The 18,378-nt window shown below is 66.7% G+C and carries 11 protein-coding genes; 1 reads left to right on the forward strand and 10 read right to left on the reverse strand.

Features of this window, described 5'->3' with window-relative positions; genetic code table 11:
- Positions 1-67 precede the first annotated feature (67 nt).
- The 10 genes from ACFX4F_RS07155 to ACFX4F_RS07200 all read right to left on the reverse strand — a co-directional run bounded on the left by ACFX4F_RS07155 (position 68) and on the right by ACFX4F_RS07200 (position 16,629).
- Complete coding sequence (locus tag ACFX4F_RS07155; RefSeq protein WP_099820437.1) at positions 68-493, reverse strand: DUF2752 domain-containing protein; 426 nt, start codon at positions 491-493, stop codon at positions 68-70.
- 43 nt (positions 494-536) lie between these two features.
- A complete protein-coding gene (locus ACFX4F_RS07160; protein WP_099820438.1) occupies positions 537-821 on the reverse strand; it encodes a CD225/dispanin family protein in 285 nt (94 codons plus the stop codon).
- Between the two features lie 33 nt (positions 822-854).
- The gene (locus tag ACFX4F_RS07165; protein ID WP_099820439.1) at positions 855-1,142 is read right to left on the reverse strand and encodes a CD225/dispanin family protein; all 288 of its coding nucleotides are present in this window, start codon (positions 1,140-1,142) and stop codon (positions 855-857) included.
- Between the two features lie 196 nt (positions 1,143-1,338).
- Complete coding sequence (locus tag ACFX4F_RS07170; protein WP_099820440.1) at positions 1,339-3,228, reverse strand: MFS transporter; 1,890 nt, start codon at positions 3,226-3,228, stop codon at positions 1,339-1,341.
- A gap of 148 nt (positions 3,229-3,376) precedes the next feature.
- Positions 3,377-4,174, reverse strand: a complete 798-nt coding sequence (locus ACFX4F_RS07175) for an SDR family NAD(P)-dependent oxidoreductase (RefSeq protein WP_099820441.1) — start codon at positions 4,172-4,174, stop codon at positions 3,377-3,379.
- A gap of 129 nt (positions 4,175-4,303) precedes the next feature.
- Positions 4,304-6,481 carry a YccS family putative transporter gene (gene yccS / locus ACFX4F_RS07180; RefSeq protein WP_099820442.1) on the reverse strand — a complete coding sequence of 726 codons (2,178 nt, stop codon included), beginning with the start codon at positions 6,479-6,481 and terminating at the stop codon, positions 4,304-4,306.
- 137 nt (positions 6,482-6,618) lie between these two features.
- Complete coding sequence (locus ACFX4F_RS07185; RefSeq protein WP_099820443.1) at positions 6,619-8,676, reverse strand: TonB-dependent siderophore receptor; 2,058 nt, start codon at positions 8,674-8,676, stop codon at positions 6,619-6,621.
- Between the two features lie 249 nt (positions 8,677-8,925).
- Positions 8,926-12,048 carry an efflux RND transporter permease subunit gene (locus tag ACFX4F_RS07190; RefSeq protein WP_099820444.1) on the reverse strand — a complete coding sequence of 1,041 codons (3,123 nt, stop codon included), beginning with the start codon at positions 12,046-12,048 and terminating at the stop codon, positions 8,926-8,928.
- 31 nt (positions 12,049-12,079) lie between these two features.
- Positions 12,080-15,313, reverse strand: coding sequence for an efflux RND transporter permease subunit (locus ACFX4F_RS07195; protein WP_380653615.1), 3,234 nt, complete (start codon positions 15,311-15,313; stop codon positions 12,080-12,082).
- Positions 15,314-15,387: 74 nt separating this feature from the next.
- The gene (locus ACFX4F_RS07200) at positions 15,388-16,629 is read right to left on the reverse strand and encodes an efflux RND transporter periplasmic adaptor subunit (RefSeq protein WP_099820446.1); all 1,242 of its coding nucleotides are present in this window, start codon (positions 16,627-16,629) and stop codon (positions 15,388-15,390) included.
- Between the two features lie 186 nt (positions 16,630-16,815).
- On the opposite strand from ACFX4F_RS07200, the gene ACFX4F_RS07205 reads away from it, so the two are divergent.
- Entirely contained in the window at positions 16,816-18,135 is a 1,320-nt protein-coding gene (locus tag ACFX4F_RS07205) for a M20 family metallopeptidase (protein ID WP_025874644.1), read from the forward strand.
- The last annotated feature ends 243 nt before the right edge of the window (positions 18,136-18,378 follow it).

The following is an 18,378-nucleotide window of genomic DNA, read 5'->3' on the forward strand; positions in this document are numbered from 1 at the left end:
CCCGGCCAACCCCAACGGCTTCTGCTTCCAGCGACCAACCACGAGGGGCTGCGCCGTTGGCGGGAAACTACACCGGAGCCAGCGCAGTGAACGGCGCCCACGGCAGGTTGCGCAGCACGGCATAGCCAGGCAGCAGCCACAGCCAGAACGTAGGACTGGCCAGTACCCGCATCAGCGGATCGAGCACGCGCGGGCGCACGCCGGCTGTGTTGAGCAGCATCAGGAACAGGAAGGGCAGGCTGATGACCAGCAACGGGTTCATCGCCATCGCGCCGGGCAGGTCGAAGTGGACCAGGGAATACAGGCAGCGCGTGCTGCCGCAGCCGGGGCAGTAGAAGCCGGTCAGTGCATACAGCGGGCAGCCCGGCAGCGGATTGCCGGAGACATACGGATTGACGTGGCGCAGGACCACGGCTGCACCCGCGGCCAAGCCGGAAGCAGCCAGCAGCGGAGCCCAGCGGGCAAGACGGGAACGCGCGGGAAGTGCGGACATGCAGGAGCGGGATCCGGCGCGTGGCCGGACCCCGTCGCGGGCATCAGTAGCTGCCGTTGCCGCCGCTCAGGGCGCCCAGGCCGCCAACGGCCATGATCACGATGACGTACAGCACCATGACGACGACGGCGGCGATGGCCGACCAGATGGCCCACTTCTTGGCCTTGTCGGCCGATTCACGGGCACCGGCGACGTCGCCGGCAGCCAGCTTGCCGTTGACCTGTGCGGCGTAGACGATCGACACGATGCCGGCCGGCAGGCAGCAGAACAGGGTGGACAGGATGGCCCAGACCAGATTGTTGGGGACCTGCGGGGTACTGGTGTTCATGGTTCAAGCTCCTCGATGGGTGGTGGTGGTGAATCAAAGGTCGGATAGAGTGCCCAGCACGGCCAAGCCGCCGAACAGCCCGAACCACAACAGCAACAGGACCGGCAGGGCCGCGGCCGAAGCCACCGCCCACCAGCCCGCCTTGCGCGACGCGCTGTATGCCCCCGGCAGGTCACCGGCCGCGCGGCGACCATCGACCTGGGCGGCATACACGATCGACACCACGCCCAACGGCAGGCAGCAGAACAGCGTCGTCAGGATCGCCCAGACCAGATGGTTGGGGATGTAGACCGGACGGCTGAGCGGTGGCGGTTGATTCAAAGCAAGACTCCATTCCTTGGCGGTCGGCGTGTCGTAGACAGGCCGAACCTCCCCCCTGTGGGTGCGTAATCTACCGCAACCTGCGACGCATGTATGCGGTTACAGCCAGATCCCGTCGCCTTTGACGCTTGACGGGACAAGAAAAAGCCGGCGCTTGGCGCCGGCTTTCAGGGCACGCTGCGGCGTGATCGGCCCCTCAGGCGAGATCGCCGCGCAGGGTACGGACCTGGGCCTCCAGGGCGGCGGCATCGGTGGACTGGCCATCCACTGCCGGTGCCGCGACCACCTCTACGGTCGCCCGGAACCGGCGCGGCACGCGCATGCGGCCCAGCCGGGTATCGCGGCGGCTCCACATGCTCGACCACATGCCGCGCAGGGCCATCGGCACCACCGGAACCGGGCGGCGTTCGAGGATCTTCTCCACGCCGGATTTGAACGGTGCCATCGTGCCGTCGCGGGTCAGCGCGCCTTCCGGGAAGATGCACACCAGTTCGCCCTCGGCGAGTGCGGCATCGACTTCATCGAACGCACGCTGCATCAGCGCCGGGTCTTCGCGCGCACCGGCGATCGGGATCGCCTTGGCGGTGCGGAAGATCCAGCGCATCACCGGGATGTTGAAGATCTTGTAGTACATGACGAAGCGCACCGGGCGCGGAATCGTCGCCGACAGGATCAGTGCATCCATGTAGCTGACATGGTTGCAGACCAGCAGCGCGGCGCCTTCATCGGGCACATTGTCCTCGATGCCATGCGGGCGCAGGCGATACAGCGTGCGCACCATCACCCAGCTGAGGAAACGCATCAGGAATTCGGGGACGATGGTGAAGATGTAGATCGCTACCACCGCGTTGGCGATCGCCAGTGCCAGGAACAGCTGCGGGATGGTCCAGCCGAGCAGGCGCTGGGTGAGCAGGCCGAGTACCGCCGCAGCGACGATGAAGCCGGAGTTCTGGATGTTCAGCGCGGCGAACACGCGCGACATCTCCGATTTCGGCGTGCGGCTCTGGATCAACGCAAACAGCGGCACCACGAAGAAACCGGTGAACAGGCCGATGCCGAGCAGGTCGACGATGATGCGGATGCTGCCGGCCTGGTGCACGAACTGTGTGACCGACAGGCCCTGGGCGGTGGCTTCACCGGCGCGTGCGAAGTACAGGTCGAGCAGGAACGCGGTCATGCCGAACGCGCCCAATGGCACCAGGCCGATCTCCACGGTGCGTGCCGACAGCTTTTCGCACAGCAGTGAACCGACACCGGTGCCGACCGAGAACAGGGCCAGCGCGAAGATGTACAGGGTGGGCTCGCCACCGAGGTTGGTGACCGCATAGGACGGCAGCTGCGCGGTGAGGATGGTGCCGACGAACCAGAACCAGGACACGCCGAGGATGGCGTTGCGTACCGATTTCTGTTTCCTGGCCATGCGCAGCACGGCCAGCGATTCGGGAATCGGGTTCCAGTTGATCTTCAGATCCGGCGCGCCGGCATCGACCTTGGGGATCATGCGCGCGGCGAGGTTGCCGCAGATCGCCAGCGCGATGACCGCCGTGGCGGCCACGATCGGGCCATGGGTGCCGGCCAGGGTGAACACCAGGCCGCCGACGATCATGCCGGTCAGGATCGACATCGACGTGCCCATCTCGACCAGGCCATTGCCACCGGTCAGTTCTTCCGGCCGCAGTACCGAGGGCAGCACCGAGTACTTCACCGGGCCGAACAGGGTGGATTGCAGACCCGTGCAGAACAAGGCCACCAGCAGCACCGGCAGGCTCTCGGTGAGAAAGCCCACCGCCGCCAGCGTCATGATCACGATCTCCATGGTGGTGGTGATCACGATCAGTCGCGATTTCTCCAGCTTTTCTGCGATCTGCCCGGCCAGGGCGGAGAACAGGAAGTAGGGCAGGATGAACAGCGCCGGCGCCAGGTTGGTGTAGAGCGTGCGCTCGCTCTCGGCCACGCCGAGGTAGAACAGCAGGCCGATGATCGCCTGTCGGTACACGTTGTCGTTGAAGGCACCCAGCCCCTGCACGATGAAGAACGGCAGGAAACGGCGCTGGCGCAGCAGGGCGAACTGGTTGTGACCGGACATGGAACCTCCTTGGACCGGCGCAGCCTAGCATTCCTGCCCGTCTGTCGGGACCGTGGCGGCATGCATCCACGCATGGCGTGGATCTACTCAGCCCCCTGGGTGGGTGCGGACGGTGGGTGCGGACCGTTGGTGCGCATACCTGAGAACCTCAGACGATATCGTCGACCACGCCGCCATCGACCCGCAACGCTGCGCCGGAGGTGGCCGACGCCTGCGGCGAGGCGAGGTAGACCACCATGTTGGCCACTTCCTCGACCGTGGCCGCGCGCTGGATCACCGACGCGGGACGATGGGCCATCACGAACTCACGGCCGATCTGTTCCAGCGGTTTGCCGCTACGCGCGCGTTCTTCTTCGAACATCGTTGCGAAGCCGTCGGACAACGTCGGGCCGGGCAGCACCGCATTGACGGTGACGCCGCTGCCGGCCACGCGCTTGGCCAGGCCGCGCGACAGCGACAGCTGCGCGGTCTTGCTGACGCCGTAATGGATCATGTCGGCCGGAATGTTGCGTGCCGATTCGGAGGAGATGAACAGCACGCGGCCCCAGCCGGCGTCGACCATCGCCGGCAGCAGGGCGCGCGACAGGCGCACGCCGGACATGACGTTGGTCTGCCAGTACTGCTCCCAGGTGGCATCGTCGGTCTCGAAGAAATCCTGCGGGTCGAAGATGCCGGCATTGTTGACCAGGATGTCGACCTTCCCCGGCAGGCCGGCCAGCAGGGTGTCGACGCCGCTGGCGTCGGACAGGTCGGCGGCCACGCCCAGCACATTGGCCCTGGGGATGGCAGCCAGCAGGCGTTGGCGCGCACGTTCCACGCTGTCGGCACTGCGGCCGTTGAGGATGACCCGGGCACCGGCGGCAGCCAGCCCCTGTGCGATGGCCTGGCCGATGCCGGCGGTGGAGGCAGTGACCAGCGCGGTGCGGTCGTTGAGTTCGATCTTCATGGGGGAGATCCTGCGTGGGCGACACGGCAGTATCGGCGCCCGGGCGTGATCGGAATGCCCCCGTGGACGCAACACGATGTTGCACGGCCGACACCCGCCCCAGTAGATCCACGCCATGCGTGGATGCCGTCAGGTCAAACCACTCACCGCACCATTCGCCGCCGCTCTCACCTTCGGCAGCATCCGCAGCACCAGCGCCATCTGCGTACGGATCAGCTGCAGTTTCGGCGGCATCGTCTCATCAAGCTCCTCCAGTTCCGCCGCCACCGCACGATCGGCATCGTTGTCTTCTTCCGACACCGGCTGCTGCGCAGTCAATGCCGACGCCAGCTGCTGCAGCGCTTTGCGCACCCGCTCGCCGGCGGCCAGCGCGAGTGGATCGCCCGCGTAGCTGTCGACCTGGTCGCGGTGCGCACCCAGTGCCGACAGGTGCCCGAGCAGGGTGTTGGACAACGCCAGGAAATGGAAACCCGAATCGAGGTTGCGGCGCACGTGGCCCGGTTCGCGCAGCATGTTCGACAGTGCGGTGGACAGTGCGGCATCGGCGTTGTGCATGTCGCGGCGGGCGATGCGGTAGGCCAGATCGTCGCGCATGCCGCTGCGGTACTGGCCCAGCACCGATTCCAGATAACGCGCGGCGGTATCCAGCACCCGCGCCAGCACGCGGTGCAGCTGTCTACCCTGCCAGTCCGGCAGGATCAGGAACGCGGCCGCTGCGGCAATCGCGCAGCCGAGGATCGTATCGACCATGCGCGGCACGATCAGCACGAAGCCGTCGCCGATCAGGTTGAAGCAGGTCAGCGCCATCACCGTGATGGCCGCTGAAGCGACCAGATAGCGGTCGGAACGGGTGAAGAAGAACAGCAACGCCGACAGCAGTGCGATCAGCAGCTGGATCTCCAGCCGGGGGAACAGCTGCAGCAGCGCCCAGGTCAGCACCAGCCCGGCCAGCGTACCGACGATGCGCTGGGCCAGGCGCTGGCGGGTGGCGCCGAAGCTGGGCCGGCACACGAACACGATGGTCAGCAGCACCCACGAGCCGTTCTGTGCATTGAACAGATGGATGGCAACGAAACCGGCGATCAGCGCCAGCGCCATGCGCAAGCCATGGCGGAACAACACCGAGCCGGGGGTGAGCTGCTGGCGCAGGCGCACACCCATTTCGCGCAGCGTGTGCGGGTTGCTGTCGCGCAGGCGGGTGTCGACGTTGTCCAGGCTGGCTTCGGAACGTTCGGCATCGAGCAGGCGGCGCTCGATGCTGCGCAGATTGTGTACCAGCAGGTCCAGCGAGCCGAGCAGGCGCTGCCATTGCGGACGTTGCTGGTCGCGCAGGTAGGCCAGCGCATCGGCCAGATCGCGCCCGGCCTGCTGGTTGCTCTCGCCGTAGACGAACGGGCGGCGCAGCCGGATCGCTTCGCCCAGCCGTGCACAGGCCTGGCCCTGCAGGTCGAGCAGGCGCTGGCAGCGGTACAGCACGTCGCTGTGGAAGAACGCATCGACCAGCGCGCCGTACGGATAGTGGGAGGAGCTGGCGCGCTCATGGAAATCCTGTGCCATGTAATACAGGCGCAGGTACAGGCCGGAGTTGACGCCGGGCCGGCCGGAGCGGCCAAAACGCGCCAGGATCGCCGTCTTCGCCTCGTTCAGCGCGCCGACCACGCGGCGGTTCTGTTCGGCCAGGTCGAGCTGGCGGCGCTGCAGGTCCGCCTCGCGCACGGGTTCGAACAGGGCGGCCTTGAGCTGCAGGTAACGGCCCAGTTCCACGTACAGGCGGGCCACGCGCTCGCGCACCGGTCGGTTGGCGAACAACGTGGTCCACAGAATCGACAGCAGCCCGTACCAGACCGCACCCGCCAGCAGGTGGCTGACCGCGTCCAGCGCACTGTGCAGGTCGTGGGCACCATGCTGTTCCAGGCCGATCATGGTGTAGATGGCCAGGGTGACGGTGGCCTGGGCGATGGACGCGTAGCGCTCGCCGAGTGCGCCGAGCAGTGTCAGGCCGAACGTGGACAGCGCCAGGGCCGTGATGAAGATCCACGGCAAGGGGAACAGCCAGATCACCGAGGCCGCCGCCAGGCAGAAGCACAGCAGCGACAGCAGCACGGCCTTGGTCCGGCCCCACCAGTTGTCATCGGTCTCGGCAATCGCGCTGGCGATGATGCCGAGGAACACGCCGGGCAGCGCGGTCAGCGCATCCAGGTGCCAGCACACGGCCAGGGCCGCGGTCAGGGCAATGAACACCCGCAGGCCATAGCTGGCCTTCTCGTGGGCCCACAGGCGGCTGAGGCGGGATTCGCGTGCGGACATGCAGGCTCGGCGGAAGGATCGAGCCCCATTATTGCGGGCCGCGCGTGAAATGGTAGATCCACGCCATGCGTGGATGATTTTCCGCTCGATACCCCGGTAGTGCCGGACAGCGGCCGGCACTACCGTTTGCCGGTCGCTTACATGTCGAACCGCACGCTCAGCGCGAAGGTGCGCGGCAGGCCGACGCCCGCATTCGACCAGTACCTGCGGTTGGCCAGGTTCTCCACGCTGGCACGCAGGGTCACCGGGTGGCCGGAGGCCAGCAGGCGGTAGCCGATGCCAGCGTTGACGAGAGTGTAGTCAGGTAGCTTCAGGGTGTTGTCGGCGTCGTACCAGACATCGCCGTAATAGCGCACGGCGGCATAGGTCTCCAGCCCATCCACCCACGGCAGCTGGTAGGTGGCATGCAGCACGCCGCTCCAGCGTGCAGCACCGGCGGTGCGGTTGCCTTCCTGCGCCGCGCTGCCCGGTGACAGTTTGTCGTAGGTCGGGTCCAGCCAGGTCACGCCACCGCCGACGGTCAGCGCATCGCTCAGGTGCAGGTCGGCGCTGGCCTCGATGCCTTCGTACAGGGTGATGCCATCCTGCACCAGGCGCTTGCCTGCATCGGTCAGCTGATCGATGTTGGCGCCGCGCTCCAGGCGGAACGCAGCGACGTTTGCGTTCCAGCGATCTGCTTCAACCTTGGCGCCGATCTCGTACTGCTTGCTGATGGTGGGATCGAGCACATCGCCGGCGTTGACGTAGCTGTTGCCGACGCGGCCGCCGGCTTCCAGCGACTCGATGTAGCTGGCATACAGGGTGACGGCCTCGCTGGGCTTGAACATCACCGCATAGGTCGGGGTGACCGGATAGGTGTGGTACGCGCCCTTGGTCTCAAAATCGTTGTAGCGCCAACCGGCCAGCACCGACCAGCCATGGCCGAGCTCGACGGTATCGCTGACGAACACCGCCTGCTGCACGGTCTCATCACCGCGGGTCATCACCCGTGAACCCACCGCGTCGTGGCGGACGTCATGGCGCTGGTACAGATTGGCGCGGCCGATCAGGCTGAACTCGTAAGGACGGTCCCAGCCCAGCCCGGTCTGGTGGCTGACCCCGGCCACCAGCCGGTGCTGCAGCGGCCCGGTGTCGAAGCTGCCCTGCACCAGGGCCTGCGCCAGCTTCCACTCGCTCTTGCCGCCGAGTTCGTAGACGTTGACGGCGTAGTCGCCGTTGAGGTCGTCGATGTAGGCGAAGATCTTGTTGACGTCGTTCCACGAGGTGGTGACGCCATAGCTCAGGCTGGCCTTCCAGTCGCTCTTGATCTGCCAGTCCAGTGCCGTGGACAGCAGGCTGGAACGGGTGTCGTAGTAGGTGCCGGGCACGCTGTTGTCGACATCGCCGGCGATCGGCCGCGGCAGTGAGGTCAGGCCACGGAAGTAGTACTGCGGTGATTCCTCGCGCAGGTCGCGCGACTGGAACACGCCGTCGAAGGTCCAGGTGAGCGCATCACTCAGGCGCGCGTCCAGCGACAGCGCGCCGACCTTGCGATCGACATGGCCGCCGTTGAAGGTTTCACCCTTTTCCTGGAAGGCGTTGAAGCGGTAGCCGAACATCTGCTCGTTGCCGAAGCGGCCGCCGACGTCGATGCCGCCGCTGACGATGCCCTGCTCACGCCAGCCGAGCTGGGCGGAGAAGGTCGGTACCTCGGTCGGCTTCTTGGTGATGTAGTCGACGATGCCGCCCGGTGCGCCGAAGCCGTACAGGAACCCGCCGGGGCCCTTCAGCAGGTCGACCTGTTCCATCACCTCCAGCGGCCATTCGGTACCCCAGGACGAGACCTGCAGGCCGTTGACCCGGTAGCTGTCGAAGTTCAGGTCGATGCCGCGGTTGCGGATCGGCGAGCTCCAGCCGCTGGCATAGGCACTTACCTGCGTGGTGACCGAGGGGTCGAGCAGGAAGGCTTCGCCCAGCGACACGACCTGGCGCTGTTCGATCTGCTCCCGGCCGACGGCGGTGATCGCAAACGGGGTATCACGCAGGGCGCGATCGCCGAGGGCGCCGGCCTCGGTGTGGGTACGCTCGGCGATGACCTTGACCGCGTCCAGATCGGTGGCACTACGGGTGTCGGCGGGGGCTTCGGCGTGTGCCGTGCAGGCGGCGGACAGCGCGACGGCCAGCACGGCCAGGCGGGGGGAGCGAATCGGCAACATCGATGGAGATCCTCGGCGGGCGGCCACGGGCCATCCGCCCATGCAGGGGGGAAAGGTCGGTGGCTGGGATCACACAGGCGTGCCGGCAACGGCAGCGGGGCGCCGCAACGGGGCGCAGGACCATGGCTGGATGAGAATTGTTCTCTTTTCGTTACAGCGCGTCAAATCCCATCGGGGTGCGGACCAACGGTCCGCACCCACCAGAGGCAGGTGTTGCAGTAGATCCACGCCATGCGTGGATGGGGCTTGCTACGCCCGCTGCGCGCGCCTCAGCAGCTTTGCCTCACGCCTGCGTGCACGCCGCGCCTTCCAGCGCTCGGCCAGGCACGAGAAGATCACGTACAGCGCCGGCGTGCTGAGCAGGGTCAAGCTCTGCGAGAACAGCAAACCACCGATCATCGCGATGCCCAGCGGGCGACGCAGTTCCGACCCTTCGCCCAGCCCGATCGCCAGCGGCACCGCCGCCAGGATCGCCACCATCGTGGTCATCATGATCGGGCGGAAACGCACGATGCTGGCTTCGCGTGCCGCCTCGCGCGGGGTCAGCCCATGTTCGCGCTGCGCCACCAGGGCGAAGTCGATCATCATGATCGCGTTCTTCTTGACGATGCCGATCAGCAGCACCAGCGCGATCATCGAGATCACCGACAGTTCGGTGTTGGTGCCGAACAGCGCCAGCAACGCACCCACGCCGGCTGCCGGCAGCGTGGACAGGATCGTCACCGGGTGGATCAGGCTTTCGTACAGGATGCCCAGCACCAGATAGACGGTGAGGATCGCCGCCAGTACCAGGATCAGCATGTCGCTGGGGTCGGAGTTGAAGCCGAAGCCCGCGTCATCGGCCAGGCGGATGTCGCCGGGCATGCGCATGCCGGCCACGGTGCTGTCGATGATGGCCTTGGCCTCGCCCATACTGACGCCGGGGGCGAGGTTGTAACTCAGGTCCATCGTCGTGTACTGGTTTTCATGGGTGATCTGCGAGGGCGCCAGGCCCGGCGCCTGTCTGGCCACCGCGGTGATCGGCACCATCTCGCCGTTGCGCGCGCGCACATGCACCTCGTCCAGTGCCGCGGGCGTGGCGGTCTGCGACGGCAGCGCGTTGACCACCACGCTGTACTGGTTGATGTCCGAGTAGATGGTGGAGATCTGGCGCTGGCCGAAGGCGCCGTACAGCGCACCATCGATGGCGCCGACCGAGATGCCCAGGCGCGCGGCCTTGGCGCGGTCGATCTCGATGTTCTGGCGCAGGCCGGCGTTGTCGACGTCGGTGCCGACATCACGCAGCTTCGGGTTCTTCTTCAATGCCGCCTGCAGCTTGGGCAGCCATTCCTGCAGCGCGGCCAGATCGTTGCCCTGCAGCGAGACGCGGTACTGCGCGCCCTGGCTGTTGCCACCGCCATCATTGCTGGGCAGGTCCTGGATCGCGCGCAGGCGCAGCTGCAGGTCCGGGTAGCGGTCGGCCTTCGCACTCAGCCGTGCCAGTGCGTGTGCGGTGGTTTCACGGCGGCCTTCCTTGCGCGACTTCAGTTCGACGTTGAACTGTGCGCTGGAGCCCTGGCGGCCACTGCCCAGGCGTACGCCCACGGTCTTCACCGCCGGGTCGGCCATCAGCATGTCGGTGATGCGGCGCTGGCGGCTGACCATGTCCTCGAAGGACACCGTCGCACCGGAGTTGGCGCGGCCCCAGATCAGGCCGGTGTCCTGCGGCGGGAACGCCCCCTTCTTCACCGCACCGAACAGGAAGATGGTGACGCCGATCAGGATCAACGGCGTCAACGACAGCAGCAGCGCATGGCGCAGCGAGAAATCAAGGAACACGGTGTAGATGCGCAGCATCCGCTCGTGACCGGCATCAAGCCAGCGGCCGAAGCGCGACGGTGCCGCCTTGTGGTCGTGTGCGCTGAGGAAGCGGCTGCACAGCGCCGGGGTCAGCGTCAGCGAAACGATCATCGACACCACGATCGCCGCCACCAGGGTCACGGTGAACTCGCGGAAGAACGCGCCCATCATGCCGCTGGCGAACAGCAACGGGATGAACACCGCCACCAGTGAGGCGGTGATCGAGACGATGGTGAAGCCGATTTCGCGCGCACCGGCGAAGGCCGCCTGCATCCGCGGCATGCCCTCGTCGAGGTGGCGCATGATGTTCTCGATCACCACGATCGCATCGTCGACCACGAAGCCGATCGCGATCACCAGCGCCAGCAGGCTCAGGTTGTTCAGGGTGAAGCCCATCACGTACATCACCAGCGCGGCACCGGCCAGCGACAGCGGCACGGTGACTGCGGCAATCAACGTCGGCGCCAACCGGCGCAGGAACAGCGCCATGGTCAGCACCACCATCGCCAGGCTGATCAGCAGGGTGATCTGCACTTCATGCAGCGACGACCGGATGGTCGGGGTGCGGTCGAAGTAGGGCGTCATCGTGGTGCCCGGCTGCAGGTAATCGCGCAACGCGGGAATCTGCGCTTTCACCCGGTCCACGGTCTCGACGATGTTGGCGCCGGCACGGGTGAACACATACATCACCACGGCCGGTTTGTGGTCGAACCACGCGGCCTGGTAGGCATCCTGCTGGCCGTCGTAGACGTTGGCGATGTCCTTCAGGCGGATCACCCGGCCATCGCCCTGGGTCTTGACCACCAGGTCGGCGAAATCGGCGGCGCGTGCGACCGAATCGTTGGCGATGATCGCGGTGGTGGTGTTGCCATCGCTGAGGAAGCCGGTGGGCGAGGTCACGTTGGCCGCGCGCACGGCATTGCGCAGGTCGTCGGCGGTCAGTCCCAGCGCGTTCATCAGGCGCAGGTTGACGTCCACGCGCACCGCCGGCGTTGAAGCACCGGCGATGTCGACCGAGGCGACACCACCGATCTGGCGGATGCGCTGGGCCAGCAGCGAGTCGGCGACGTTGTACAGCTCATCGGCGGACTGCGTCTGCGACGTCAGCGCGATGGCGATCACCGGGTCGTCGTTCGGGTTTGCCTTCTGGTACATCGGCGAGCCCATGCCCGAGGGCAGGTCGGCCTGCGCCGAATTGATCGCCGTCTGTACGTCCAGCGCGGCCGAATCGATGTCGCGGTCGCTCTGGAAGATCATGAACACCAGCGAGCTGCCCTCCGAACTCGACGAGCGCATGCGGTCGATGCCCGGCAGCTGGCCGAGGTGGCGCTCCAGCGGCGCGGTCACCGTGGAGGCCATGGTCGCTGCGTCCGCACCGGACTGGCTGGCGTGCACGAAGATCACCGGGATCTCGATGTTCGGCAGTGCCGACACGCCGAGCCGCAGGTAACAGATCACGCCGACCATGAACAAGCCGATGGCCAGCAGCGCGGTGCCGATCGGACGGCGGATGAAGGGGCCGGACAGGTTCATCGTGCAGCCCCCCGGAGGTGCGGGGCCAGGGTCATGCCTGCGGCTCCTGCAGCGTGCCATCGCGCAGCGCGCGCTGTTCACGGCGACGTGCAAGCCATTCCGAGAAGCGTTCCATGTACAGGTAGATCACCGGCGTGGTGTACAGCGTCACCAGCTGCGACAGCAGCAGGCCGCCGACGATGGCGATGCCCAGTGGGCGACGCAGTTCCGAGCCGATGCCGGTGCCCAGCGCCAGCGGCAACGCACCGAGCATGGCCGCCGCAGTGGTCATCATGATCGGGCGGAAGCGCAGCAGGCAGGCGCGGCGTATGGCCTCGCGCGCGTTGGCGCCGGTGCGCCGCGCCTCGATGGCGAAGTCGACCATCATGATGCCGTTCTTCTTGACGATGCCGATCAGCAGCACGATGCCGACGATGCCGTCCACCGACAGGCTCAGGCCACAGACCATCAGTGCCAGCAGCGCACCGACGCCGGCCGGCGGCAGGGTCGAAATGATCGTGATCGGGTGGATGTAGCTCTCATACAGCACGCCCAGCACGATGTAGATTACCACCAGCGAGGCCAGCAGCAGCCACACCACGTCGGTCTGGCTGCCGGTGAATTCGGCGGCCTTGCCGATGAACTGCGCATGCACGTGCGCCGGCATGTCCAGGCTGGCCTTGGTCTCTTCGATGGCCTTGACCGCATCGGACAGCGAATAGCCCGGGGCGACGTTGAACGACACCGTCACCGCAGGCAGCTGCTGCTGGTGGCTGACCAGCAGCGGCGCGCTGGATACCTTGGCCTCGGCCAGCGCCGACAACGGGATGATGCTGCCCGCACCGACGGTGATGCCGGTGTTCTGCGCACCGATACCGGTGGCGGTGGACGAGTTGGAGGAAGTGACCTGGCCGAAGCTGGTCGCGTTGGTGCCGGTCAGTGCGCCGGCGCCATTGGAGGCGACCGCCAGCTGTTCCATCAGCGCGGTGCTGGTGCGGAACTGCGGCGCCACTTCCAGCACCACCCGGTACTGGTTGAGCTCGGTGAAGATGGTCGAGATCTGGCGCTGGCCGAACGCATCGTAGAGCGTGTCGTCGATGGTCTGCATCGGCACGCCCAGCACGCTGGCCTTGTCGCGGTCGATGTTCAGTTCCAGTGCGCGGCCCTGGTTGGACCGGTTGTTGTCGACGTCGGCCAGTTCCGGGCGCTGGCGCAGCGCCTGGGTCAGGCGGTTGGCCTGCAGGGCCACCTCCGCGCTGTCCACGTCCGACAGCGAGTACTGGTACTCGGTGGCGGCCACGCGGGTATCCAGGGTCACGTCCTGCACCGGCTTCAGGTACAGCGCCACGCCGGGAATGCCGGCGACGGATTTCTGCAGGCGCGGCAGGATCTCATCCAGTCCATCGCGCTCGCCGCGCTCTTTCAGCACGATCGACAACTGGCCCTGGTTGAGCGTGGGATTCATGCTGCCGGCGCCGATGAAGGCCGACACGCCGGTCACGTCCGGGTCCTTGCGCAGCGCTTCGGCCACCTGTTTGGTGCGCTGCTCCATCTGCGGGAACGCGATGTTCTGGTCGGCCTGGACCACGGCGGTGATCAGGCCGGTGTCCTGTTCGGGCAGCAGTCCCTTGGGAATCAGCACGTACAGCAGCACGGTCAGTACCAGCGCGGCCGCGGCCACGGCCAGGGTGAGGGGCTGGTGTTCCAGCACCCAGTCCAGGCTGCGCTCGTACAGGCCGACGGTGCGCGTCCACAGGTTCTGCTTGCCGGCCGCGGCGGCACGCTCGTGCGCGTCCTCGCCCTCGGGCAGCGCATCGGGCTTGAGCAGGTAGGCGCACATCATCGGGGTGAGCGTCAGCGAGATCAGCATCGACAGCACCACCGCGATGCTCAGCACCCAGGCGAACTCGTGGAACAGGCGGCCGGTGACGCCGGGCATCAGCAGCAGCGGCAGGAACACCGCCACCAGCGAAACTGTCAGCGACAGCACGGTGAAGCCGATCTGCCGTGCACCGATCTCCGCTGCTTCCTTGCCGCTCTTGCCTTGTTCGATGTAGCGCACGATGTTCTCGATCATCACGATCGCATCGTCGACCACGAAGCCGGTGGCCACCACCAGCGCCATCAGCGAAAGGTTGTCCAGCGACATGCCGGTAAAGGCCATCACTGCGAAGGTGCCGGCCAGCGACAACGGCACCGCAACCGAGGGAATGATCGTGGCCCAGAACCGGCGCAGGAACACGAAGATCACCGCCACCACCAGGCCGATGGTCAGGATCAGGGTGAACTGCACTTCATGCACCGACGCACGGATGGTTTCGGTACGGTCGGAGAACACTTCCAGGTGTACGTCGGCTGGCAGTACGCCCTGCAGCTGCGGCAGCAGCGCGCGGATGCGCTCGACGGTCTGCACGATGTTGGCGCCCGGCTGGCGGCGCACTTCCAGCAGCACCGCCGGCTTGCCATCGGCCCATGCGGCGAGCTGGTCGTTCTCCACGCCATCGATCACTTCGGCCACGTCGGACAGCCGCACCGGGCGGCCGTTCTTGTAGCTGATGATGGTGTCGCGGTACTCGGCGGCGCTGGCCAGCTGGTCGTTGGTGCCGATGCTGTAGGACTGGGTCTTGCCGTTCAGCGAGCCCTTCGGCGCATTGACGTTGGCCTGGGTGAGCGCGCTGCGCAGCTCTTCCAGGGTCAGGCCCATGTTCGACAGCTGCGCCGGATTGACCTGGATGCGCACGGCCGGACGCACGTTGCCGGCGATCGACACCAGGCCCACGCCCTGCACCTGCGACAGGCGCTGGGCGAGGATCGAGTCGGCGTAGTTGTTGACGTCGCGCAGCGGCCGCGTATCGGAGGTCAGCTTGAGGGTGACGATGGCCGCGTCGGCCGGGTTCACCCGGTTGTAGACCGGCTGGTACGGCAGCGACGAGGGCAGGGTGGCCTGGCGGATTGCGGCCTGCACGTCCTGTGCGGCGATGTCGATGTCGCGGTCCATCGAGAACTGCAGGATGATCGTCGACAACCCCGCCGAGGAATCGGAGGTCATCAGTTCCAGGCCGGAGATCTGCCCGAACTGGCGCTCCAGCGGCGTGGTCACCAGCGAGGCCATGGTGGTGGCGTTGGCACCCGGGTACTGGGTCGTCACCACCAGGCTGGGCGCATCGATTTCCGGCAGCGCCGACACCGGCAGCTTGCGGTAACCAAGAATACCCAGCAGCAACAGACCTGCCATCAACAGCGAGGTCGCGATGGGACGGCGGATGAAGATCGTCGAAAAGCCCACGGACTGATCCTTGCTGGCGCTTCAATGGCAGCGCCGGCATCGATGCCGGCGCGAAGGGAAAGGGTGGCCTGCGCTCAGCGCGGACCACCACCACGACGGCCGCTGCCGCCACTTTTCTGTTCGGCGGCCTTCAGTTCGGCCTCGGTCGGCGCGGCCGGCGTCTCGCCCGGTTTCAGCGCGGTCACCTTGCTGCCCGGCTTCAGGCGGAACTGGCCTTCGCTGACCACGCGCTCGCCGCCCTTCAGGCCTTCGGCGATCTGCACCTGGCTGTCGCCCACTTCCACGCCGCTGCGCACGGTCTGCATCTTCACCGTGTTGTCGCCCTGCACAACGTAGACGTACTCGCCATCGGGGCCACGCAGCACCGCCTGGGTGGGGATCACCACGCCGCCGCCGATGGTGCGCAACTGCATGCGCACATTGACGAACTGGCCCGGCCACAGGCCGTTGTCGGTGTTGTCGAACACCGCGCGCGCCTTGAAGGTGCCGCTGTCGGCACTGATCAGGTTGTCGACCACGTCCAGCTTGCCGTCGCCGCTGAGCACGTGCGAATCGGCGCGGTCCAGTGCTGCAACCGGCACGCTGCCGGCGGCCTGCGCCTGGCGCACGTCGCCGAGCTGGCGCTCGGGCAGGTTGAACAGCACGTGGATCGGATGGATCTGGGTCAGGGTGACCAGTGCGGTGCCGGCGTTGACCACATTGCCGGCGTCGACCGCGCGGATGCCGGCGATGCCGGTGATCGGGGCGGTGACCTTGGTGTACTGCAGCTGCACCTGCGCCGAGCGCATGCTCGCTTCATTGGCGGCGACTGCGCTTTCGTACTGTGCCACCTGGTTTCGTTGTGTATCCAGATCGGTCTTGGCCACGAACTGGCGGTACTCCGGCGCGTTCGAGCGCTGGTAGTTCGAGCGCGCGGTGGCCAGCAGGGCCTCGTTCTGGCGCTTGGAGGCGACGGCCTGGTCATAGCTGGCCTGGGCGGTGCGCGGGTCGATCACCGCCAGCACGTCGCCCTTCTTCACTTCCTGGCCTTCGCGGAAATTGAGGCTCATCAGCTGGCCGCCCACCTGCGGGCTGACGGTCACGGTGTTCATCGCGGTTACCGTGCCCAGCGCGCTGGCATACACCGGCACGTCCTGGCGTGCGGCATCGATCACGGTCACCGGCACCGGGCCGGCATCGGGATCCTCACCGCCCTGGCGGGCACCGGCTTCCTGCCCAGCGGCCTTGTCCTTGCCGCCACCGAGTACGCGCAGGCCAACCACGGCCAGCACCAGTACCGCCACGACCAGCAGCACGATCTTCCAAACACGTGACATTCAAGACTCCAAGAGGGCTGGACGGGGTGGCACCCCGGGTGGCAATGCGCAAAGCATACCTGTGGCCCACCGGGTTTCCTGCATGACGGATGGGACGGGCGCTCAGACCGGTGGGCGACGGTGGAGGTTCCCGTGGCGACGAGGTTGCCCTACATTCAGGTGCAGACCCCTTCCGTGGAGATCGAGATGCGCCGTTCGTTGCTGCTGTCCGCCCTGCTGCTGGCCCTGCCGGCCCTTGCCCATGCCGAGGACGCCCAGCGCCCGGAAGTGACCGCCGCCGCGCAGCGCCTGCAGGCCAAGGTGGTTGAATGGCGACGCGATTTCCATCAGCACCCGGAACTGTCCAACCGCGAGGAGCGGACCTCCGCCGAGGTCGCCAAGCGCCTGCGCGCGATGGGACTGAAGCCGAAGACCGGCATTGCCCATCATGGCGTGGTGGCGATCATCGAAGGCGGCAAGCCGGGCCCGAAGATCGCCCTGCGCGCGGACATGGATGCCCTGCCGGTGACCGAGCAGACCGGCCTGCCGTTCGCCTCCAAGGCCACCGCGCAGTACCGCGGGCAGACCGTAGGCGTGATGCACGCCTGTGGCCATGATGCGCACACCGCGACCCTGCTGGGCGTGGCCGAAGCGCTGGTGGCGATGAAGAAGGACCTGCCCGGCCAGGTGATGCTGATCTTCCAGCCGTCCGAGGAAGGCGCGCCGCCGCCGGAGGAGGGCGGTGCTGCGCTGATGCTGAAGGAAGGCCTGTTTGCCGACTTCAAGCCCGAGGCGGTGTTCGGGCTGCATGTGTTTTCCAGTGTGCAAGCGGGGCAGATCGCCGTGCGCGGAGGCCCGTTGATGGCCGCGTCCGATCGTTTCGGCATCAAGGTGATCGGCCGGCAGACACATGGCTCGGCACCGTGGAACGGCGTTGACCCGATTGTGGCCACTGCCGATCTGATCGGCACCGCACAAACCATCGTCAGCCGCCGTGCCAACCTCTCCAAGCAGCCAGCGGTGCTGACCTTCGGCGCGATCAACGGTGGCATCCGCTACAACATCATTCCCGATGAAGTGGAGATGGTCGGCACCATCCGCACCTTCGACGAGGGCATGCGCCAGCAGATCTTCGCCGACCTGCGCAATGTGGCCGATCACACCGCGGCCGCGCACGGCGCCAAGGCAGTCACCGACATCTACGAATCGGAGGGCAACCCGGCCACGGTAAACGACCCGGCGCTGACCGCGAAGATGCTGCCGAGCCTGCAGGCAGTGGTGGGCAAGGACAACGTGTACGAGCCGCCGCTGCAGATGGGCGCGGAGGATTTCTCGCTGTACGCGAAGGAGGTGCCGGGCATGTTCTTCTTCGTCGGCTCGACCAGCGTGGGCATCGATCCGGCGACGGCGCCGGCCAATCATTCGCCGAAGTTCCTGCTGGATGAGAAGGCGCTGGATGTCGGATTCCGTGCGCTGCTGCAGGTGAGCCTGGATTATCTGCATGGTGCCGGCACCCCGGCGGGGTGAGGGTTGCAGGCAGGGCTTGCAGCCCTGCACCCGCCGAGGCAACGGCAACAGCCGGAGCAACGGCAAAAGCTGGCTATTCGTGGGATGGCGGGGTGGATCCGGTTGCGGGGGACGCCGTAAACCCATCCCTGAAGTGACCCCCGGGAGTTGGACGCCAGATCCAACCCCGAGGGATACATGAACAGGTACGAAGCTCGATTCAAACTGCAGGTCGCCAAAGAAGCCTGCAAGACCTCCACGTCG

Source organism: Stenotrophomonas sp. YIM B13575 (genome assembly GCF_042787595.1).
Classification (GTDB): domain Bacteria; phylum Pseudomonadota; class Gammaproteobacteria; order Xanthomonadales; family Xanthomonadaceae; genus Stenotrophomonas; species Stenotrophomonas lactitubi_B.